Annotated in this window: 17 protein-coding genes and 1 pseudogene; 4 read left to right on the top strand and 14 right to left on the bottom strand. The window is 39.2% G+C overall.

Annotation, left to right across the window (positions count from 1 at the left end; genetic code table 11):
• Positions 1 to 13: 13 nt before the first annotated feature.
• The 14 genes from infB to rpsB form a co-directional block, all read right to left on the bottom strand.
• Positions 14 to 2,320: a translation initiation factor IF-2 gene (gene infB / locus RBL01_RS04935; RefSeq protein WP_002294141.1), complete on the bottom strand. Its 2,307-nt coding sequence runs from the start codon at positions 2,318 to 2,320 to the stop codon at positions 14 to 16.
• Between the two features lie 12 nt (positions 2,321 to 2,332).
• A complete protein-coding gene (locus RBL01_RS04930; RefSeq protein WP_002288509.1) occupies positions 2,333 to 2,644 on the bottom strand; it encodes a YlxQ-related RNA-binding protein in 312 nt (103 codons plus the stop codon).
• Positions 2,641 to 2,934: an RNase P modulator RnpM gene (gene rnpM / locus RBL01_RS04925; RefSeq protein ID WP_307780955.1), complete on the bottom strand. Its 294-nt coding sequence runs from the start codon at positions 2,932 to 2,934 to the stop codon at positions 2,641 to 2,643. Before rnpM ends, RBL01_RS04930 begins: the two co-directional genes overlap by 4 nt.
• A 21-nt stretch (positions 2,935 to 2,955) precedes the next feature.
• Entirely contained in the window at positions 2,956 to 4,131 is a 1,176-nt protein-coding gene (gene nusA / locus RBL01_RS04920; protein ID WP_002319370.1) for a transcription termination factor NusA, read from the bottom strand.
• 22 nt (positions 4,132 to 4,153) lie between these two features.
• Entirely contained in the window at positions 4,154 to 4,627 is a 474-nt protein-coding gene (rimP, locus tag RBL01_RS04915; protein ID WP_002326917.1) for a ribosome maturation factor RimP, read from the bottom strand.
• A 143-nt stretch (positions 4,628 to 4,770) separates the two neighbouring features.
• On the bottom strand, positions 4,771 to 9,123 hold the full coding sequence (locus RBL01_RS04910) for a PolC-type DNA polymerase III (RefSeq protein WP_038809171.1): 4,353 nt from the start codon (positions 9,121 to 9,123) through the stop codon (positions 4,771 to 4,773).
• Positions 9,124 to 9,334: 211 nt separating this feature from the next.
• Positions 9,335 to 11,044 (bottom strand): proline--tRNA ligase, encoded by a 1,710-nt coding sequence (locus RBL01_RS04905; protein ID WP_002319368.1) that lies wholly within the window; start codon positions 11,042 to 11,044, stop codon positions 9,335 to 9,337.
• Between the two features lie 67 nt (positions 11,045 to 11,111).
• Positions 11,112 to 12,380, bottom strand: a complete 1,269-nt coding sequence (rseP, locus tag RBL01_RS04900) for an RIP metalloprotease RseP (protein WP_002326916.1) — start codon at positions 12,378 to 12,380, stop codon at positions 11,112 to 11,114.
• Positions 12,381 to 12,540: 160 nt separating this feature from the next.
• On the bottom strand, positions 12,541 to 13,341 hold the full coding sequence (locus tag RBL01_RS04895; RefSeq protein ID WP_307780954.1) for a phosphatidate cytidylyltransferase: 801 nt from the start codon (positions 13,339 to 13,341) through the stop codon (positions 12,541 to 12,543).
• Entirely contained in the window at positions 13,338 to 14,150 is an 813-nt protein-coding gene (locus RBL01_RS04890; RefSeq protein ID WP_002294134.1) for an isoprenyl transferase, read from the bottom strand. The genes RBL01_RS04895 and RBL01_RS04890 overlap by 4 nt, the downstream gene beginning before the upstream one ends.
• A gap of 194 nt (positions 14,151 to 14,344) precedes the next feature.
• A complete protein-coding gene (frr, locus tag RBL01_RS04885) occupies positions 14,345 to 14,902 on the bottom strand; it encodes a ribosome recycling factor (RefSeq protein ID WP_002293875.1) in 558 nt (185 codons plus the stop codon).
• Between the two features lie 2 nt (positions 14,903 to 14,904).
• Positions 14,905 to 15,627 carry a UMP kinase gene (gene pyrH / locus RBL01_RS04880; RefSeq protein WP_002293877.1) on the bottom strand — a complete coding sequence of 241 codons (723 nt, stop codon included), beginning with the start codon at positions 15,625 to 15,627 and terminating at the stop codon, positions 14,905 to 14,907.
• 135 nt (positions 15,628 to 15,762) lie between these two features.
• The gene (gene tsf / locus RBL01_RS04875) at positions 15,763 to 16,644 is read right to left on the bottom strand and encodes a translation elongation factor Ts (protein WP_002293878.1); all 882 of its coding nucleotides are present in this window, start codon (positions 16,642 to 16,644) and stop codon (positions 15,763 to 15,765) included.
• 98 nt (positions 16,645 to 16,742) lie between these two features.
• On the bottom strand, positions 16,743 to 17,525 hold the full coding sequence (gene rpsB, locus RBL01_RS04870; RefSeq protein WP_038809168.1) for a 30S ribosomal protein S2: 783 nt from the start codon (positions 17,523 to 17,525) through the stop codon (positions 16,743 to 16,745).
• A gap of 358 nt (positions 17,526 to 17,883) precedes the next feature.
• Here rpsB and RBL01_RS04865 point away from each other — a divergent pair, with 358 nt between their 5' ends.
• The 4 genes and pseudogenes from RBL01_RS04865 to phnX all read left to right on the top strand — a co-directional run bounded on the left by RBL01_RS04865 (position 17,884) and on the right by phnX (position 21,794).
• Positions 17,884 to 18,363, top strand: a complete 480-nt coding sequence (locus RBL01_RS04865; protein WP_002293881.1) for an arginine repressor — start codon at positions 17,884 to 17,886, stop codon at positions 18,361 to 18,363.
• Positions 18,364 to 18,650: 287 nt separating this feature from the next.
• Positions 18,651 to 19,829 (top strand): IS256-like element ISEf1 family transposase, encoded by a 1,179-nt coding sequence (locus RBL01_RS04860; RefSeq protein ID WP_000997695.1) that lies wholly within the window; start codon positions 18,651 to 18,653, stop codon positions 19,827 to 19,829.
• A gap of 96 nt (positions 19,830 to 19,925) precedes the next feature.
• The gene (gene phnW / locus RBL01_RS04855) at positions 19,926 to 21,017 is read left to right on the top strand and encodes a 2-aminoethylphosphonate--pyruvate transaminase (protein WP_002326915.1); all 1,092 of its coding nucleotides are present in this window, start codon (positions 19,926 to 19,928) and stop codon (positions 21,015 to 21,017) included.
• Positions 21,010 to 21,794, top strand: a pseudogene (phnX, locus tag RBL01_RS04850) (phosphonoacetaldehyde hydrolase). Before phnW ends, phnX begins: the two are co-directional and overlap by 8 nt.
• Positions 21,795 to 21,950 lie beyond the last annotated feature (156 nt).

The following is a 21,950-nucleotide window of genomic DNA, read 5'->3' as shown; positions in this document are numbered from 1 at the left end:
CTTTTATCAGTTTTTAGTCATTTTTGACTTCTTCCATGATAAATCCTTCAATTACGTCATCTACTTTGATGTCATTGAATTTTTCAATCATTGCACCACATTCATAACCCATTTTGACTTCTTTCACGTCATCTTTGAATCGTTTCAGACTTGCAAGTTGTCCTTCATAGATTACGATTCCGTCACGGATTACACGGACACCGCTATCTCTACGAATATATCCTTCTGTTACATAGGCACCTGCAATCGTACCAACTTTAGAAACTTTGAAGGTTTCACGAACGATCATTTGACCAGTGATTTTTTCTTCAAATTCAGGGTCTAGCATCCCTTTCATCGCAGTTTCGATTTCTTCGATGGCTTTATAGATGATACGGTGAAGACGAATATCGACTTCTTCAGTATCAGCTTGCACTTTTGCCTGCGGTGTAGGACGAACGTTGAAACCGATGATAATAGCGTTGCTGGCTGCTGCTAAGGTTACATCACTTTCATTGATTGCTCCGACAGCTGAATGGACGATTTTTACACGGACACCTTCCACATCAATCTTCTTCAATGATGCAGCCAGTGCTTCTGCTGAACCTTGTACATCTGCTTTGATGATTACGTTAACTTCTTTCAATTCGCCTTCTTTCAGGCTTTCAAATAAGTTGTCCAAAGTCACACGGCTTGTGGCAGCACGGTTTTCCAATAATGCACGTTTTGCGCGTTCTTCACCCGCTGCACGTGCTGTCTTTTCGTCTTCGAAGACTACGAAACGGTCACCTGCTTGAGGTACATCATTCAAGCCAGTGATTTCTACTGGCGTTGCAGGTCCTGCTTCTTTATCGCGACGGCCAAGATCGTTTGTCATTACACGGACACGTCCGTAAGTATTACCGACAACGATTGGGTCACCAACGTGAAGTGTTCCTTCTTGGACAAGTAAGGTTGACACAGGACCTTTACCTTTATCAAGACGTGCTTCGATCACTGTTCCGATTGCGCGTTGTGTTGGATCTGCTTTTAAATCTTCTACTTCTGCGACTAACAGGATCATTTCCAGCAATTCTTCGATGTTTTGGCCGAATTTCGCTGAGATCTCAACAAAAATCGTTTCTCCACCCCATGCTTCAGGAATTAACTCATACTCACTTAATTCTTGCATAACATGCTGAGGATTTGCACCTGGTTTATCAATTTTATTTACAGCGACGATGATTGGAACGCCTGCAGCTTTGGCATGGTTGATTGCTTCAACTGTTTGTGGCATGACGCCATCATCTGCAGCAACAACTAAGATCGTGATATCTGTGATACTTGCTCCACGTGCACGCATACTTGTAAAGGCCGCATGTCCTGGTGTATCCAAGAAAGTGATTGGTTTACCATCAATATCGATCTGGTAGGCACCGATATGCTGTGTGATTCCGCCGGCTTCGCCGCTTGTTACACGTGAATGGCGCAATGTATCCAATAAGGTTGTTTTCCCGTGGTCTACGTGTCCCATAATCGTTACTACTGGCGGACGTGAGACTAATTTATCTGGATCGACTTCTTCTGCCTCGAAGAATTTATCGATATCAGCAATGTCAACTTGGACTTTTTCTTGTGGTTCCATGCCATAATCCGTCGCTAACAGTTCAATCGTATCTTTATCCAGTGCTTGGTTTTGATTGACCATAACACCAAGCATAAATAATTTTTTAATGATTTCTGCTGGCTCACGATGAATTTTTTTCGCAATATCTGCTACGTTCATACCTTCAGTATACTCTAATACATCTGGCAATTCACGGAATTTGCGTGGTGGTACAGCTGGTTTAGTTGATTGTTGCTGTTTGCCTTTTTTACCTTTTTTATTATAACGATTACGGTTATTATTATTAAATTTGCCGCGATTGTTATTGTTTGGTTTGTTGTTATTGTTAGTACGGTTTTGATTGCCGCCTTGGCTCGTTCCTTGACGATTTTGGCTGCTGGTATTTCCCGTATTATTTTGGTTTGTTGTTGGTTTTTTTCCTTGATTCACTTGACCGCTCCCTTGACCGCGATCTTGATAACTGCGGTTATTTTTATTTTTTTGTTGATTGTTCGTTGTTTCTTTTTTACGTTGATCGTTCGGCTGTTGATTGGCTGGTTTTCTGCTTGCTTGTTGTGCAGCTTGTTGTTTCGTGCTTGGGTTTTTGAACGCTTGTTGCAATTTCTTCTCATCACTGCTAGTAATCGCACCCATATGGTTTTTCACATCGATGCCAAGTTGTTGTGCTTTTTCCACGACGTCTTTACTAGATTTTTTGAGTTCTTTTGCTAATTCATAGATTCTTTTGTTGCCCATGCAATCACCTTCCTAACCTTCAATTAGCTCCTTGGTCTTCTTCGCAAATCCGGCATCCATTATTCCGAATACCTTGCGAGGTTTTCCGATCATCTGCGTGATTTCTGCTTCAGAAAATAGCTCAAAGCAAGGAACTTCATAATATGAACTCTTATCTTTTATCTTTTTTCTTGTATTCTCGCTTGCATCGGTTGCCACAAACACCAATTTTGCTTTTTGTTTGCGGATTTCAGCAATGGTCAGTTCTTCACCCGTGATTAGTTTTCCCGCGCGCATCGCTAGACCGATGAGATTCATGGCTTTTTGCCGATTAACTGTATTCATTTTCCAAATAACTCTTTACGTGCTTTTTGGTGAGTGACATAGTCAAGAAGTTCTTGATAAAACTCATCTGTTAATGTTGTTTCGAGTACTCGATCGAGAATTTTTTTATCCCAAGCTTGTTGTACTTCTTCCGGCTCAAGTGAGACATACGCTCCTCGTCCAGGCATTTTTCCAGTTGGATCGATCGATACTTCCCCTTCTTTTGAACGGGTGATTCGGACCATCTCTTTTTTAGGTTTCATTTCACCTGAAACCACGGATTTGCGTAAAGGAATTTTCCTTTTTTTCATCTCTTTGCCTCCTTACTAAAGTTAAGCTTCTGGTTTTTCTTCGACCGTTTCATTGTTGAATGCAATTGTTTCATATTCATCGTCTGTTAAATCTGACTGAACGATTGCTTCATCATGCAGTTCTTCTGCTTCTTTTTGTTGTTCTTGATTTTCATAAAATTCCGTCATGTCAGATTCTGATTTGATATCGATTTTATGGTTAGTCAATTTAGCAGCTAAACGTGCATTTTGTCCGCGTTTACCGATTGCTAGCGATAATTGGTAGTCTGGAACGACAACTGTGCAGGCCTTTGGATTTGTCTCATCGAAGATCACATCCATGACTTGTGCAGGATTCAATGCATTTGCAATGAATACAGCTGGATCTTCATTCCATTCGACGATATCCATGTTTTCGCCTTTTAATTCATTGACGATTGCTTGAACTCGTTGTCCCTTTGGCCCGACACATGTACCGACTGCATCGATATTTGGATCATTTGAGCGAACTGCCACTTTTGAACGATCGCCAGCTTCACGGGCGATGCTGACAATTTCAACGATTCCATCATAGACTTCTGGTACTTCTTGTTCAAATAAGCGACGCAATAGGTCTGGATGGCTGCGGCTAACAAATACTTGCGGACCTTTAGACGTATTTTCTACTCGGGAAACATAAACTTTGATTCGATCATGTGGTTGATAAAATTCATTTGGCATTTGATCTTGTTTAGAAAGAACTGCCTCAATTTTACCAAGATTGACATAAATATAACGTTTATCCTGGCGTTCGACGATTCCTTGCATGATGTCTTTTTCATAAGCACTGAATTCGTTATAAATAATCGTTCTTTCTGCTTCACGTACACGCTGTAAAATAACTTGTTTAGCCGTTTGCGCAGCGATCCGCCCAAAATCTTTTGGTGTTACTTCAAAACGGATCGTATCACCGATCTCATATGCTGGATTGATTAAAAGTGCATCTTTCAATGAGACTTCCAACTGTGAATCCATCACTTCTTCCGTTACTTCTTTTACCGCATAGACATGGATCTTTCCTTTTTTCTGATCAAATTCCACTTCGACGTTTTGTGCTTGGCCATAGTGACGTTTGTATGCAGAAACCAATGCTGCTTCTAAAGCATCGATCACGATTTCTTTTGAGATCCCTTTTTCAGCTTCTAAAGCGTCTAACGCATTTAACATTTCTTTACTCATTTTTTCTGATTCCTCTCCGTGATTAAAATTGGATAGCTAAGCGAGCTTTTGCAATATTTTTTCGGTCAAAAGTCAATTCTTTTTCTCGTGTTTTTATGCGTATTTTCAATGTAAGCTGTTCAGCATCAAATGATTGAAGAAATCCTTCATATTGTTTTTCGCCATCTACTGGTTGGTATAAGGAGACATGGACATAATCACCAAGTGCCTTTTCATAGTCGCTTTCTTTTTTCAATGGCCGCTCTGCTCCCGGGGAGGATACCTCCAGGAAATAAGCTTGAGGTATCGGATCTGGATCTGCTGCATCAAGTTTTTCACTCAGTTTCTCACTGACAAAGGCGCATTCTTCGATATCGATACCGCCTTCTTTGTCAATAAATACTCGTAAGAACCAGCTTTTTCCTTCTTTTACAAATTCGACTTCGACAAGTTCAAAATTTTGTTCATCTAAAATCGGTGTCACCATTTCTATGACTGTTTCAACGACGCTACTCAAAAGTTTCGCCTCCTTAAAAATTAAGTGCGTAATTCCATTAAAAAGAGTGAGCGAAAAATCCGCTCACTCACAGTTAGTATCATTACCTATAAGAACTATACCATACTCTGCTTAAAATTACAAGCAGACAGGAAAACAGATGCTTATAGCATATCGAATAACGATAATTGATTTTCATCTGGTAGATCTTTCAATACGCCATTGTCGTTCATATATTCGATCAATGTTTTTGAAACTTTACCGCGGGTGGCAAGATCTTCTTTGGATAAAAATGGACCGTCTTTTCTTGCTTCAACGATTTGTTTTGCCACGTTGGTTCCCAAACTTGGGACAGCTCTAAATGGTGCGATCAACGTATCACCTTCAATAACAAAGTTAACGGCATCCGATTTATACAAATCAATCATTCCAAATTTGAATCCTCGTTCCAGCATTTCATTGGCTAACTCCAGCACTGTCAGTTGATTCTTTTCTTTTACGGAAGCATCTAATCCTTTGTCCGTGATTTCTTTCATTGCTTGTTTCACAGCATCTTTTCCTTTGCACATGGAGACTAGATCAAAGTCGTCTGCACGTACAGAAAAGTATGCACAGTAATACAAAATAGGGAAATAAACCTTGAAATAAGCGACACGAAGAGCCATCAATACGTAAGCTGCAGCATGGGCTTTCGGAAACATATATTTGATTTTTGAACAAGAATCGATATACCAGTCGGGCACATTATTTTCTTTCATCGCCGATAGATAGGTTTCTCGCAATTCATCAGGGATCTTGTTCCATTGTCCTTTACGAACAGTTTCCATGATTTTAAATGCCATCCCGCTATCTAATCCAGCATGGATCAAATAAACCATAATATCATCACGACAGCCGATTACTTCCGCCAGTGTCGCATCTCCTCGTCGAATCAATTCTTCCGCATTTCCTAACCATACGTCTGTACCATGAGATAGTCCGGAAATTTGCAGTAGTTCTGCAAAAGTTGTAGGATGCGTTTCTTCTAGCATCCCTCGAACAAAACGAGTGCCGAATTCTGGAATACCTAATGTCCCTGTTTTGGAATAAATTTGTTCCTGACTTACTCCAAGTACTTCAGGACCGGCAAATATCCGCATCACTTCCGGGTCATCCGTAGGGATCGTTTGTGGATCGATCCCTGATAAATCTTGAAGCATCCGAATAACAGTTGGGTCATCATGCCCTAGAATATCTAATTTCAATACATTATCGTGAATCGAGTGGAAATCAAAATGAGTCGTTTTCCATTCCGAATTTTGATCGTCTGCTGGATATTGGATCGGCGTAAAATCATAGACATCCATATAATCGGGAATAACGATGATCCCCCCTGGATGCTGGCCGGTTGTCCGTTTGACTCCAGTAGCGCCTTTTGCTAATCTGTCGACTTCTGCACTTCGAAACTGCAGATTATTGTCCCTTTCGTATCCTTTTACATAGCCATATGCTGTTTTGTCGGCGACTGTACCAATCGTTCCGGCACGGTAAACATAGTCTTCGCCAAACAATACTTTCGTATAGTTATGGGCTTCTGCTTGATAATCACCTGAGAAGTTCAAATCAATATCGGGCACTTTGTCTCCATGGAATCCTAAAAATGTCTCAAATGGAATATCATGACCGTCTTTGTTTAAGCGTGCACCACATTTTGGACATTGTTTTTCTGGCATGTCAAATCCAGAACCATACGTACCATCTTCAAAAAACTCGGAATATTGGCACTCTGGACAATAATAATGAGGGGCTAATGGATTAACTTCAGTGATTCCTGTCATCGTCGCAACAAAGCTAGAGCCAACAGAGCCACGTGAACCTACTAGATAGCCATCTTCATTACTTTTATGCACTAGTTTTTGGGCGATCAGATAAATAACCGAGAAGCCATTACCATTAATAGAATTCAACTCTTTTTCTAATCGTTTTTGAATGATCTCAGGTAACGGATCTCCGTACATTTGTTTTGCTTTTGTGTAACTCAATTCTGATATTTCATCTTCTGAACCTGGAATCTTCGGTGTATAAAGTTCATCTTTGACTGGAATCACTTCTTCGCAGATATCTGAGATTTTATTCGTATTTTCTACTACGATCTCTTTCGCTGTTTCTTCCCCTAAAAAGTGAAATGCAGTTAGCATCTCATCGGTTGTTCGGAAATGGACATCCGGCAAACTATGACGATTCAACGGATTCGCTCCGCCCATAGAATTGATCAAAATTTTTCGATAAATGGCATCTTCTTCGTTCAGATAATGTACATTACCTGTTGCAACAACGATTTTATCCAAACTTTTTCCGATTTCTACCAAATTTTGGATAATTTCTTCCAAATCATGTTCATTTTTTACCAATTCTTGCTCGATCAAAGGCGCATAGACCGCTTTTGGCATAACTTCAATATAATCGTAGAATTTTGCTCGGTTTCTTGCCTCTTCTACCCCTTTTTGCATCATGGCTTCGAATATTTCTCCCTTATCACAAGCTGAGCCGATCAATAGATTTTCACGCATCTTTTTCAATTGGGAGCGTGGTATTCGTGGGACGCGTTCGAAGTATTCGACATTCGACATTGAAATCAGTTTGAACAAATCTTTCAGTCCCGCCTGATTTTTTGCTAAAATCGTTACATGGAAAGGTCGAGCCCTTTTGTAAGAATCTCCTTCTCCGATATGCTCATTTAGCTGATCATGATAAAGCATGTTATGATTGTCCATTGCCTCTTTCACAAAGATCCATGCTAAGTGACCAGTTGCTTCAGCATCATAGATTGCTCGGTGATGCTGTTCCAAGCTGACACCAAACTTTTTAGATAACACACCTAATCCGAAACGTTTGAATTGAGGATACAGATATCTAGCTAATTCCAACGTATCAATGACTGGATTGGCCGCTTCAGGAATACCATACCTTGCGTAGCTAGTATTCAAGAACCCCATATCAAAAGCCGCGTTGTGGGCTACCAAAATTGTATCTTTTGAAAATTCAAGGAACATCCGCAATACTTCTTCTTCCGACTTTGACCCTCGAACCATTTCATCCGTGATACCAGTCAGATCTACCGTTGTTCGTGACAAGGGATGTCCTGGATCGATAAATTCATCAAAGCTTTCGATTACATTTCCTTTATACATTTTGACTGCGGCTAGCTCGATGATCGTGTCATATACTGCAGACAATCCTGTCGTTTCCACGTCAAATACGACATATGTGGCTTCACTCAATGCTTCATGTGCATCATTATAAGCAATTGGGACACCATCATCTACGACATTCGCTTCCACGCCGTATAAGATTTTCACACCTGCTTTTTTTCCAGCACTATGTGCTTCCGGAAAGGCTTGCGCACCACCGTGGTCTGTAATGGCGATAGCTCGGTGCCCCCATTTCCCTGCTTGTGCCACAAGATCAGAGATGCTGTTTGTTGCATCCATCGTACTCATATTGCTATGAACATGAAGCTCTACTCGTTTTTCCCCTTCAGGAGCATAATCTTTGCGAGGTGTATGTTTGACTTCTATGATATCTTGCGCATTCATGACCAAATCACGGACAAACGTATCTTCTTGAATACTTCCTCGTACCTTTAACCAGCTACCGACACTGATCGCATCAAATACTTGTTCATCTTTTTCGCCGTTCGAGAATTTTTTGACGATAAATGATGAAGTATAATCTGTGATTTTCAAAGTCAAGATCTTGCGTTTTGAACGTAGTTCTCTGACTTCTTTGTCGAATACGTACCCCTCAAGTGTGACTCTTCGTTCTTCTTCAACGATACTGATCATTGGTGTCGTTGGTTCATCGGCTGGAATATTTCGTCCTAGCTGGATGGGTCCTTCAAGAGCTGGCGATTGCTCTTTTCTTTCCTTTTTCTTTTGTTCGTGGACAACTAGACTTTCAGCTGCTTGCTTCATAAAGGCTTCTGCCTGTTCTTGTTTGCGTTCTTCAAAAAGTTTCAATACTCGTTCCGCTTGCTGCTCATCCACTTCTGGTTCGATACGAAATTTTGGGAATCCGTAACTGACGAATAACTCTTCTACTAATGGCAAGTATTGTTGCTTCAAATAAGAAATAGCTCCTGTACTGTCGATTGGCAAGATGACTTTACGATCTTTTATCACAGGTACCTGCGTTTTCAATACTTGCTGTGCTAGTGGTGTATCGCATTGCTGATTTTCCAAAGCTTGGGCCCAGTAATCTTGCAAGAGCTGTTCATCGAATGTCTGGTCATCTGCTAAGATATTCAGTTTGACTTGTGCAATATCTTTAAAAGCGATAGTCAGATGCTGAGTTAATGACCGATATAGCATAATAGGCAAAATTTTGGAAAAATGCAGCGTAAATTCCCATAAACGCGATTTACGATGGACCACTACACTATCCATTTCACCAGCAGTAAGCAGTGGATGATTTCTTTCTGCTTCCTCTAATTGGATTTGTTCCAACAGTTTTTCAAATAAATCTCGTTTTTCTGACAAAGATATACGCCCTTTCTGATGAGAAACAATGCAATTGATCGCATCTTATCCTCTTCTTTTTCAGTACCTTTTAGTATACTCGTTTTTTCTGAGTTTTACATTAAAAAATTGGAACTGCGATTTGAATCGCAGTTCCAATTTTAAAAGCGAATCATCAGATTGTCAAAAACATCTGATTCAGCTATTTTTATTTTCTGTGTTTTAACGCTTATTATTCGCCTTGGTTCAAGAGGATTGGTAAAGTATTCGCCAATTCTTCTTTACGTACTTCAACCATTTCGCCAGTTTTCTTGATTTTTACTTCTACGATTCCATCCACTGCTTTTTTACCGACAGTGATTCTGATTGGACAGCCAATCAAATCAGAATCCGCGAATTTCACTCCTGCGCGTTCATTTCTGTCATCAACTAGTACTTCATAGCCAGCTTTTGTCATCGCTTCTTCTAGTTCATTCGTCAGGCTTGTTTGGTATTCGTCTTTTAGATTCATTTGGACGATATGCAAATCAAATGGCGCAATTCCTTTTGGCCAGTTGATTCCTTGTTCATCTGAATGTTGTTCTACGATTGCTGATAATAAACGACTTACACCGATACCATAACAGCCCATAATCACAAATTTTTCTCGTCCATTTTCGTCTAGTACAGTTGCTCCCATAGATTCACTGTAACGAGTGCCGATTTTGAAGATATGTCCGATTTCGATTCCTCGAGTAAAGGCAAGAACACCGTTGTTGTCTGGTGAAGGATCTCCTTCTTGTACAAAACGAAGATCTTCATAAGAAAGTACAGTGAAATCGCGTTCTGGATTCACATTTTTATAGTGGAATCCTGTTTCGTTCGCTCCAGTAATGGCATTCGCTAAATCTTGGACATAACGGTCTGCATATACTTTTACGTCATCTGAAACACCGACTGGTCCGACAGAACCAAACTCAGCACCTAGATATTTTTGTGCTTCTTCTTCTGTTGCTTCTTCTAAAAAGTCAGCAGATAGATAGTTTTTCAGTTTTACGTCATTGACTTCATGGTCTCCGCGTACCAAAACAAGGACAGGTTGTTCATCCGCAATGAACAATACAGACTTGATGATTTTTTGAGGTTCAACAGAAAAGAAATCTGCTACTTCGTCAATTGATTTTACGTTAGGTGTAGCTACTTTCTCCAATTCAAGCTGTGTTTCATGCGATTTTTTTGATACATAGTAGCTTGTAGCCATCTCCAAGTTTGCAGCATAATCACTTTCAGTCGAATAACAGATCGTATCCTCCCCGATTTCTGAGATCGCCATGAATTCCTTTGAGTCTTTCCCGCCCATTGCGCCGCCGTCTCCGATGATCGAGCGAAATTCTAAGCCACAACGCTTGAATACTTCGGTATAGGCTTTTTCGTAATCTTTATATGTCTCGTCCAAACTTTCTTCCGTTGCATGGAAAGAATATGCATCTTTCATGATAAACTCTCTTCCGCGAAGCAAACCGAAGCGAGGTCGTTTTTCGTCACGATATTTAGGTTGGATTTGATAAAGATTTAAAGGTAATTTCTTATATGAATTGATTTCATTACGCATCAAATCAGTAAAAGTTTCTTCGTGAGTTGGTCCAAGGATCATTTTTCGATCATTGCGGTCTTTGAAACGATACAAGTTTGGTCCATATGTTTCGTAACGCCCGGATTCTTCCCAAAGTTCTGCTGGCAAGATGGCAGGCATCAGCATTTCTACCGCTCCGATTTTTTCAAATTCTTCCCGCATAATGCGTTTCAGTTTTTCCAATACACGATTTGCTAATGGCAGATATGAATAAATACCCGCTGATACTTGGCGGATATATCCAGCTCTTAGCAAGATTTGATGGCTTAATACTTCTGCATCATTTGGAACTTCGCGTAATGTTGGAATCAATATTTTTGATTGTCTCATTCTATATACTCCTTTATTTCCTCAAAATAGTTATCGTTTGTTATTATACCCTATTTGTCAACTTTTTCTAGAAAAAGAATCGTTGAATATCGTTCCATGTAACTAGCACCATCAACAACATTAAAAATCCAAAGCCAGCTAATGTCAATATTCCTTCTTTTTCTTGACTTAATGGTTTCCCGCGAATCCCTTCAAAAATATTCAAGACTAATTTCCCGCCATCTAAGGCAGGAATCGGAAGCAGATTGACGATTCCGAGATTCATTGAAAGAAGCGCCATCAAACTAATAACAGTTGTTACACCTTGATTTGCTGCTTCTGAAGACAATTGGTACATCATGACAGGTCCGCCTAATTTATCTAAACTGAAACCTGTAAATAGTGATCCTAAGGCTTTGAAAATTTCCAATGAACCGCTGAAAGCTTGACGCGTCCCTCCAATGATCTTATCCATAAAACCTGTATTCATTGGGGCTTTTATACCAAGTTGGCCAACTTTTTCGCCATTTGACTCTACAGATTTCGGTGTCACGTCGACAGATTGCACCTGACCTTCTCGTTCGATCTTAAAGTCTAATGTTTTACCTGGATTTTTCGTAATGACTGTTGTCAGATCATTCCATGAATGGATTTCTTTTCCGTCCACACTGACTACCTCATCATTTTCTTTTAAGCCTGCTTCTGCCGCAGCTCCATTAGGCATGATCTCTCCTACGCGATTAGTGTTCGTCACTTGAACACCACCTTGCATAAATGCCAGAATGATGAATAACAGGATTGCCAAAATAAAGTTATTCATGGGTCCAGCAAAGTTGGTCAGCATACGCTGCCACAATTTAGCCGATTGGAACTGTACGTCTTTTGGCGCAATTCTGATTTCTGTTCCGTCGTTTTCAATAATCGTCGCATCGTGATCAACAGGGTAGGTTACTACTTCTGTTTCGTCTCCATTCACATAACCAGTGATAGTCAGCTCATCTTCTAAATCATAACGGCTCAATTCCATCGGGATAGCATTTGTCAATTGGATTTTCTTACTTAAATTTATCTTCTCTACGATGCCGTCAGAATTTAGTAAAAGAGAAAGAGGCATTCCTGGTGCCATTTCTGTTTCATCATCCCCATTGCCTGCCATTCGAACATAACCGCCAATAGGTAATAGGCGAAGCGTATATGTTGTCCCGTCTTTTGCTTGATGCCCATAAATTTTCGGACCCATACCGATAGCAAATTCGCGAACGAGGATTCCTGATCGTTTCGCAAAGAAGAAATGACCAAACTCATGAACAATCACTAATATACCAAAAACGATGATAAATGTCAGAATCGTTTTCATAGCTTTTTTCTCCTTTACTTGTTTTTTGTGTTTTTTATAAAACAACGATAAAACACTATAATTTTACCATAGTATACCAAAGACACCAATAGTATCAATATAATGAAAAATAAAAACCTGCGTCTTTTATGAAATTCACAAAGAAACGCAGGTATACTTACTAAATAATGCCAAATAAATGCATGATAGGAAATACAAACAGCAAACTGTCGAAACGGTCTAAGATTCCACCATGGCCTGGTAAGATATTTCCCGAGTCTTTCACATCATAATGACGTTTGATTGCAGATTCGACCAAATCACCAAATTGTCCGACTGCTGAAAAAATAATCGTCATCAGAAGCATGACAAACATACCATGATTAAATAGTTCTTTTGCTGGGTATAGCAATAAATAAAGAAATGCGACTACAACAGCACTACCAATACCACCGAGCGCACCTTCAATCGTTTTGTTGGGCGAAACATCAGGACTTAACTTATGCTGACCATAACGTCGACCAACCATATATGCTCCGATATCAGTTGCCCAAACAATAAATAGACCAAATATCAAAACAGCCAAGCTTTCTGTTCGTGCATTGACAAAATTCTGGAAACCTATTCCCACATACAAGCTGACAAGCACAGGAAAACCTGCTTCATCAATCGTATACGTATTTTTAGAAATAACTGATGTTCCTAAAAGAATCATAACTATAAGATAAAATAACATAAATGTACTTACATTCTCTGGAAGAAAGAAAAACCATCTTTCTTTTGGCAAAACAAGTAACACTGCACCAACGGCGGATAAAAATCCTTCAAAACTTAAGAGTGTCAATCCTTTCATCCGAAACAGCTCGTAAACTCCTATTACCGCTAAGATTGCTGCTGTAAGCTCAACCGCTATGCCTCCGATCCATATAATCGGAATAAACAAGACTAGCGCCACGGCTGCTGTGACCACACGTTGTTTCATGACTGATCCCCTTTCTCATCTTCTGTTTTTTTTACACCGCCGAATCGACGGTCTCGATTTTGATAAGAGGCGATTGCTTCTTCAAGATGCGCACCATCAAAATCAGGCCAAAGCGCTTTTGTAAAATACAGCTCACTATATGCGATCTGCCATAACAGAAAATTACTAATTCGCTCTTCTCCACTTGTACGGATCATCAGCTCAGGATCTTGTAACTCTTTAGGCAAGAAACCTGTCATTAAATGCTTAGCAATCAATTCATCATCGATTTCTTCTGCGTGTATTTCTCCTTTTGCTACTTCTTCGGCAATTTCTTGGACAGCAGTCACGATCTCTGCTCTGCTTCCATAATTCAAAGCAAAATTCAATACCATTCCAGTATTGTTTTTTGTTTGCTCAATTGCACGTCTTACAGCATCTTGCGTATGTTCTGGCAATACGTTTTCATAACCCATGACATGAACTTTGACATTTTCTTTAATCAATTCTGGTACGAACGTATCAAAGAAGTCGACAGGTAGTTGCATGAGAAAACTTACTTCATCTTTTGGTCGCTTCCAGTTTTCAGTCGAAAAGGCATAAAGCGTCAACACTTTCACTCCAAGCCTTGATGCTTTTTTTGTGACTTTCTTTACTGTTTCCATGCCTTCTTTATGGCCAGCAACTCGTGGCAAACGACGGTTTTGCGCCCAACGACCATTGCCGTCCATGATGATGGCAATGTGCTGAGGAATTGGTCCATCGGTATTAAATTGAAATTCGCTTTTTTCTTGAATATATTTGTTTTTTTGCGGAAAAAAACGTAACATTCTTTTTCCTCCTATACTTAAAAGATTCCCACTATCTTAAGTATTATAGCAATATCTAACTGTTTTTCCTATGAAATCATTGTTTTTTTATTTAAAAACTGAATAATTTTTTCTTTTTTTAATTTTTAAATAAAAGAAATATAAATAAAAACAGAGGAAGCGGAATGATCCGCCCCTCTGTTTTTATGATTTTATTAAACTTCCAATAATTCTTTTTCTTTATCAGCAGCGATCTTATCTACTTCTTTGATGCTGTTATCTGTCAATGTTTGTACGTCTTTTTCTAATCCGCGCAAATCATCTTCGGTAATATCACCATTTTTTTGTTGTTTTTTATATTCATCGATCGCATCACGACGGATGTTACGAATCGCGATTTTTGCATTTTCTGCTTCTTTTTTAACATCTTTAGCTAATTCTTTTCTGCGTTCTTCTGTCAGTTGCGGGATAACTAAGCGAATGACATTTCCATCATTGGTTGGACTGATTCCGATATCACTTGCCATAATAGCTTTTTCAACATCTTGAAGAATGCTCTTGTCAAAAGGTGTGATCATTAAAACACGTGCTTCTGGAATTTGGATTGATGCCATTTGGTTCAATGGTGTTGGCGCACCGTAGTAGTTCACAGTAATACGGTCCAAAAGGCTAGCGTTCGCACGGCCTGCGCGGATTTGCCCAAGTTCACGTTGAAGATTTTGTGCTGCTTTTTTCATTTTTTCTTTTGCTTCTGTCATAATTGCATCTGCCATTTTTATTTCCCCCTTACAGTTGTTCCGATATTTTCGCCTAAGATTGCACGGCGAATATTTCCGTGTTCATTTAAATTGAAGACAAGCAGTGGAATATCATTATCCATGCTTAGTGAACTTGCAGTTGAATCCATGACTTGTAATCCTTTGGCAATAACTTCCAGATGAGTCAGTTCTTCAAATTTTACTGCATTTGCATCTACTTTCGGATCAGCAGAATAAACACCGTCTACATTGTTTTTAGCCATCAGGATAACATCTGCGCCGATTTCTGCCGCGCGTAATGCTGCTGTTGTGTCTGTCGAGAAGTACGGGTTGCCGGTACCGCCTGCAAAGATAACGATCCGTCCTTTTTCTAAATGACGTTCTGCTTTACGGCGAATATATGGCTCTGCGATTTGACGCATTTCAATCGAAGTTTGCACGCGTGTCGGTACACCCACGTTTTCCAACGTATCCTGTAAAGCTAAGGCATTCATAACTGTAGCTAACATACCCATGTAATCAGCTTGAGCACGTTCCATGCCCATTTGTGCTCCGATTTGTCCGCGCCAGATATTTCCGCCGCCCACAACGATTGCCATTTCAACGCCCAGCTCGTGAACTTCTTTGATTTCTTGGATGATTTCTTTGATTACTGGTGGTTTGATTCCAAATCCTGCGTCCCCAGCTAAAGCTTCTCCACTCAATTTTAAGACTACACGCTGATATTTCGGTGTGACCATGTTCATTCCTCCAATATTTTCTATTGCCATTTTACCATACTTAGATGATTTCGACACTCTAAGACTGGTTTTTCTTGTTTTGCTTAAAAAAAGGGAGCGCACAAACCGTGCGTTCCCGTCTGTTATTCAACAGAATTATTTTTTCACTTGGCTCATAACTTCTTCTACAAAGTTATCTTCGCGTTTTTCGATACCTTCGCCAACTTCGAAACGTACGAATGTTTTAACAGTTGCGCCTTTTGATGCAACGTATTTTTCAACAGTCATATCAGGATCTTTAACGAATGGTTGGTCCACCAAAGCGATTTCTGCTTTGAATTTCTTCAAGCGTCCTTCTACCATTTTTTCAACGATATTCGCTGGTTTGCCTTCGTTCAATGCTTGTTCTGTAAGAACAGTTTTTTCATGTTCTAATTCAGCTTCTGGAATTTGTGATTCGTTTACATAACGAGGATTGATAGCTGCTACGTGCATAGCTACGTCTCTTGCAACTGTTTCGTCAGTTGTTCCATCTAGAACAGTCAATACGGCAATACGTCCGCCCATATGCAAGTATCCACCAAATGCAGCATTGTCGTCTTTTTCTACAACTTCAAAGCGACGGAAGCTGATTTTTTCTCCGATAACTTGAGTTGCTTCGATCAAGTCAGATTCAATTGTACCTTTATCTGTTTTGATTTTCATTGCAGCTTCCATGTCTGCTGGTTTGTTTTCAGCAACAAGTTCTGCGATTTCTTTTACTAAATCTTGGAACATTTCGTTTTTAGAAACAAAGTCTGTTTCTGAGTTTACTTCAACGATTGCTGCAGTGTTACCTTTCACAGCAACTGAAGCCAATCCTTCAGCTGCAATGCGGTCATTTTTCTTCGCAGCCTTTGCCATTCCTTTTTCACGTAAAAGATCAACTGCTTTTTCCATGTCGCCTTCTACTTCAACTAATGCTTTTTTCGCATCCATCATTCCTACGCCAGTCATTTCGCGTAGTTCTTTTACCATTTTAGCTGTAACGTCTGCCATGTTTAACTCCTCCTGTGTGTTTTTCTTTTTAAAAAAAGCTGCTTCAAAGGAGAGTGAGGCTTGTCGCCCAGCCTTTGAAACAGCTCCATCATTCAAAATTATTTTGCTGAAGAATTGTCGCCTTCAACAACATCTACGATTTCTTCGATTGATGTTGCTGTGTTTTCTTCTGTGAAATCTTCTTCAACTACTTGATCTTCACCTTGGTTTCCTTCGATGAAAGCATCAGCCATTTTTGAAGTAATCAATTTAACGGCACGAATTGCATCGTCGTTTGAAGGGATTACTACGTCGATTTCATCTGGATCGCAGTTTGTATCAACCATAGCTACGATTGGGATATTTAATTTGTGTGCTTCTTGAACAGCAATACGTTCTTTACGTGGGTCAACGATGTACATTACATCTGGGATTCTTGGCATATCAGCGATACCGCCTAAGAATTTTTCAAGACGTTCACGTTCTTTGTTCAAACCAGCAACTTCTTTTTTAGGTAGAACTTCAAAAGTTCCATCTTCTTCCATTGCATTGATTTGTTTCAAACGGCTGATACGTTTTTGGATAGTATCCCAGTTTGTCAATGTTCCGCCTAACCAACGATGGTTAACGAAGTATTGTCCTGCACGAGTTGCTTCTTCTTTGATTGCTTCTTGTGCTTGTTTTTTTGTACCTACGAATAATGCTACGCCGCCTTCTTCAGCAACGCTCTTCATGTAATCATAAGCTGCATCTACTAATTTAACTGTTTTTTGCAAGTCAATGATGTAGATTCCGTTTCTTTCTGTGAAGATATATTTCTTCATTTTTGGATTCCAGCGACGAGTTTGGTGACCAAAGTGTACGCCGGCTTCTAGTAATTGTTTCATAGAAATTACTGCCATGTTTGTTTCCTCCGATTTGGTTTTATTTTTCCTCTTCTTATCTTCTACCTTGCCGGCAAACTTTTTCAAGCACCTACCGACAATCCAATAAGAATGTGGATTTGCTGATGCATAAAGCACCCTCAGCTATTATACAGACAAAAGATCCGTATCGCAAGAGCAAATATACTTTTCTGCTCAACATTCAATAGTTTACCTGAAAGATAAAAAGAATTCAAGAAAAACAGTAGATTTCTCTTTGTTTCTTTATTATCCTTTTTCCATAAAATAATTTTAGGTATAAAAGACGAATATTATTGGGCAATCCTTCTTTTTTTTGTTATGATACATGTGAAATCTTTCGTAAAGGAGAAAGAAAATGCGCAAAGCTCAAAGACATTTGCTGATTAAACAAGTCATTGAAGAATTCCCGATCCGTACGCAAGAAGAACTATTAAACAAACTTGGGCATTATGGCGTTACCGCCACGCAGGCAACGATTTCTCGAGATATCCGTGATCTAAAAATCGTGAAGGCACCTGATGAAAATGGCGTTTCCCGCTTCGTATTGTTTCGCGAAAAAGGAACTCCTGAGACTAGGACTGAGGAAGAGGATCGGCTGGTTCAAATGATTGAAGACATTGTATTGAAAGTCGAACGAGTCCACTTTTTGACGATCGTCAATACCTTGCCAGACAATGCTCATTTATTTGCATCTGTTTTAGATGAGATCAAACCTCCCTCTATTGTCAGTACAATTGCTGGATTCGATACGATCATGGTCATCTCGGAAAATGAGGAGGACGCAAAACGAGTAGAAGAATTTCTTCACCATCCAACTGAAGTATCACTTTTTTAATCAGAGCACGTATTCCTAATATGGAATGCGTGTTTTTTTATTTTCAATATTTTCCTTATTAAATAAACCTTTACACTCTTTACAAAAATACATCATTTTTTATTCAAATTTTTCAACACCTTGATTGAATCACAATAATCATCATTTATATTGGATGTTAACAAGAGCAGCTTCTTGCTCGAGAGTATAAAATATTTTGTGTAAATGAAAAAATCCATACAAAAAAGGAAGTCCCTTCTGTAGAATAAAGTTAACGACAACCAATTCACAGAAAAGAGGACTTCCCTATGAATGATTTTACTACAGAAATTGTGCAAACTCTAGTCACTAAAGGCGATTTAAATGAATTATTCCGTTCGCACTTAGAAAAAGCGATAAACACACTCCTACGGACTGAATTAACGGCTTTTTTAGATTACGAAAAATATGATCGCACTGGTTTTAATTCAGGTAATTCGAGAAACGGTTCTTACTTTCGATCAATCAAAACCGAATATGGTGAATTAACATTGGAAATACCTAGAGATCGTAATGGTGAGTTTAAACAACAAACTTTACCAGCCTACAAAAGAACAAACGATACATTGGAAACCACTATTATCCATTTATTCGAAAAAGGTGTTACGATGTCTGAAATTGCTGATTTGATCGAAAAAATGTACGGTCATCACTATACTCCACAAACCATGTCCAACATGACTAAAGTTCTGACTGAAGAAGTAAATGCCTTTAAATCCAGAGCCTTAAATGATAAGTATGTCGCTATTTTTATGGACGCTACTTACATTCCACTAAAACGTCAAACTGTATCCAAAGAAGCGATTTATATTGCCATTGGTATACGAGAAGACGGCACTAAAGAAGTACTGAGTTATGCGATTGCTCCAACTGAATCAACATACGTTTGGAATGAGCTGCTACAGGATATTAACTCCAGAGGAGTTCAAGAAGTCTTGCTTTTTATTACGGACGGCTTAAAAGGCATGAAAGATACTATCCATCAAATTTATCCTAAAGCAAAATATCAGCATTGTTGTATCCATGTATCTCGTAATATCGCTCATAAAGTACGTGTCAAAGACCGAAAAGAAATCTGTGATGACTTTAAGGCTGTTTATCAAGCTAACTCAAAAGAAGAAGCGAATACCTTCTTATCCGGCATGATTGAGAAATGGAAGAAAAACTATCCTAAAGTGACGCAGTCACTCATAGAAAACCAAGACTTATTAACTTTTTATGATTTTCCACCTAGCATTCGTAGAACCATTTACTCAACCAATCTAATCGAGTCTTTCAATAAGCAAATTAAAAGATACAGCCGTAGAAAAGAGCAGTTTCAAAATGAAGAATCACTAGAACGCTTTCTAGTCAGCATTTTTGATACATACAATCAAAAATTTCTAAACAGAAGCCATAAAGGTTTTCAACAGGTAACCGATACATTAGTTTCAATGTTTACTGAGTAACTAATTATTTTGCAGGAGGACAATTTATTTACACAAAATTATTGACGCTCCCTCTTGCTCTTTGTGTATTTCAAAAAAGAAATGAAAGGAAATCATATGTATAAATTATTAACTTCTGGACCATTGACGACTTCTGAAACAGTGAAAAATGCTATGCTGATCGATCATTGTACTTGGGATCAAGAATACAAAGAAATTACACAATGGATAAGAAAAAAATTATTGGATCTTGCTCAAGTATCGGAAGGAATATACACAACGGTCTTAATGCAAGGTAGCGGCTCCTTCGGGGTAGAATCGGTATTAAGTTCTGTGATCAGGCCAGAAGATACTGTACTGATTTGTTCAAACGGCGCATATGGACAACGAATGATCAACATGTGCGAATGTCTGAAACTGAACTATACCGTTTATGAGGTATCGGAACATCAAATCCTCCAAGCTCATGTGATTACACAGCTGATTGAAGAGAATCCGTCTATCTCCGCACTAGCAATGGTCCATAGCGAGACTACTTCCGGTATTTTGAATAATTTGGAAGAGATTGCTGCTGTCACACAAGAAAGAGATCTTTTGTTTATAGTGGACGCGATGTCAAGCTTTGGTGGGATACCGATTTGTGTAGCCGAACTAGGGATTGATTTTTTGATTTCCAGCTCAAACAAATGTATTCAAGGTGTTCCAGGCTTTTCTTTTGTACTTGCTAATAAAGCGGAACTGGAAAAACGAAAAAATGTTAGCCGAAGTTTGTCACTTGATCTATATGACCAGTACCGCGTGATGGAAAACGAGAATGGCAAATGGCGTTTCACTTCCCCTACCCATACGGTTTTGGCTTTTCAACAAGCGCTGAAGGAACTAGAGGCAGAAGGAGGAATCGAAACTCGATATTCACGTTATCTCGCCAATAATCATGTGCTACGACAAAAAATGACAGAGATGGGGTTCCAGCCTTTCATTCAAGAATATCAGGGGCCATTCATCACCTCTTTTCTTTACCCTAAGGACTGGCGATTTGATTTTAATCATTTTTATCAGTATTTAAAGCAAAATGGATTTGTGATCTATCCCGGGAAAATCAGCGATCATGAATGTTTTCGTATCGGAAATATTGGCGAGATCTATCCGGAAGATATTTTGGAACTGACAGCAATTATCAAAGACTATAAGGAGAACGTTAATGATTAAAACTGTAATTTTTGATTGGGCAGGAACAACTGTGGACTTTGGCTGTATGGCTCCTGTCCACGCTTTTAGAAATGCTTTTCTAGAAAAAGGAATCCAACTGACTGACAAAGAAATCCGCGAACCGATGGGAAAATTAAAATGGGATCATATCCAACAGCTTCTTTCCCTCCCTTCTGTCAAAAAACAATGGATAGCTATTTATGGACAACTACCTCAGGAAAAAGAGGTGGAGGAATTGTATCAACAATTTGAACATTATCTGTTTAAAGATTTGGTCAAGCATTCTACCTTGAAACCCGACACATTGGAAACGATCGAACGGTTGAGAAACGCTGGGATCAATATTGGTTCCACGACTGGATTTAATGCTCCTATGATGACAATCGTAGCAGAAACCGCAAAAAAAGAAAGGTATTCACCAGACTTCATGGCAACTTCTGAAGACGTCGAAGGGTATGGTCGACCGTTTCCTTATATGATCCATAAAAACATGCAGTACTTCAAAAACAAGTCGGTTGATGAAGTAATCAAAGTCGGAGATACGGTCTCAGATATCCAGGAAGGGAAAAATGCCGGAGTGTTGACAGTAGGTGTAATTGAAGGTAGTTCGCTAATGGGGATTTCTTATGATGAGTACCAAAAATTAGAGATGGGGAAAAAGATCGTTTAAAACAGTCTGTTGCTCTTAGATTCCAACAAGCCGGCGCTGATATTTGTGTAAACAATTTAAAAGAGTTAACAGAATACATTTTGTACGCTGACAAGAATCCAGAATGACTTTTATACAAAATAAGAGGTTGTGAAAAAGCTGTCCTGTATCAAGTAATAAAAACAGCCAAGCAAAAATAGCTCCTCATATTTTTCGTTTGGTTAGGCTTATTAGCGCAGATGCAAGCTTTTGAACACCGTTTATTCGAAAAAAAAAGGGAGCTG

The organism is Enterococcus sp. SB12 (assembly GCF_030910025.2).
Classification (GTDB): Bacteria; Bacillota; Bacilli; order Lactobacillales; family Enterococcaceae; genus Enterococcus_B; species Enterococcus_B faecium.
This window is presented reverse-complemented; position numbering and strand designations above follow the sequence as displayed.

What these genes read in the sequence shown, in the direction of transcription:
- infB (WP_002294141.1), bottom strand. Translation starts at nt 2,320, where the DNA reads ATGGGCAACAAAAGAATCTATGAATTAGCAAAAGAACTCAAAAAATCT.
- RBL01_RS04930 (WP_002288509.1), bottom strand. Translation starts at nt 2,644, where the DNA reads ATGAATACAGTTAATCGGCAAAAAGCCATGAATCTCATCGGTCTAGCG.
- rnpM (WP_307780955.1), bottom strand. Translation starts at nt 2,934, where the DNA reads ATGAAAAAAAGGAAAATTCCTTTACGCAAATCCGTGGTTTCAGGTGAA.
- nusA (WP_002319370.1), bottom strand. Translation starts at nt 4,131, where the DNA reads ATGAGTAAAGAAATGTTAAATGCGTTAGACGCTTTAGAAGCTGAAAAA.
- RBL01_RS04905 (WP_002319368.1), bottom strand. Translation starts at nt 11,044, where the DNA reads ATGAGACAATCAAAAATATTGATTCCAACATTACGCGAAGTTCCAAAT.
- rseP (WP_002326916.1), bottom strand. Translation starts at nt 12,380, where the DNA reads ATGAAAACGATTCTGACATTTATCATCGTTTTTGGTATATTAGTGATT.
- RBL01_RS04895 (WP_307780954.1), bottom strand. Translation starts at nt 13,341, where the DNA reads ATGAAACAACGTGTGGTCACAGCAGCCGTGGCGCTAGTCTTGTTTATT.
- RBL01_RS04890 (WP_002294134.1), bottom strand. Translation starts at nt 14,150, where the DNA reads ATGTTACGTTTTTTTCCGCAAAAAAACAAATATATTCAAGAAAAAAGC.
- frr (WP_002293875.1), bottom strand. Translation starts at nt 14,902, where the DNA reads ATGGCAGATGCAATTATGACAGAAGCAAAAGAAAAAATGAAAAAAGCA.
- pyrH (WP_002293877.1), bottom strand. Translation starts at nt 15,627, where the DNA reads ATGGTCACACCGAAATATCAGCGTGTAGTCTTAAAATTGAGTGGAGAA.
- tsf (WP_002293878.1), bottom strand. Translation starts at nt 16,644, where the DNA reads ATGGCAGACGTTACAGCTAAAATGGTAAAAGAACTACGCGAAATGACT.
- rpsB (WP_038809168.1), bottom strand. Translation starts at nt 17,525, where the DNA reads ATGGCAGTAATTTCTATGAAACAATTACTAGAAGCCGGCGTACACTTT.
- RBL01_RS04865 (WP_002293881.1), top strand. Translation starts at nt 17,884, where the DNA reads ATGCGCAAAGCTCAAAGACATTTGCTGATTAAACAAGTCATTGAAGAA.
- RBL01_RS04860 (WP_000997695.1), top strand. Translation starts at nt 18,651, where the DNA reads ATGAATGATTTTACTACAGAAATTGTGCAAACTCTAGTCACTAAAGGC.
- phnW (WP_002326915.1), top strand. Translation starts at nt 19,926, where the DNA reads ATGTATAAATTATTAACTTCTGGACCATTGACGACTTCTGAAACAGTG.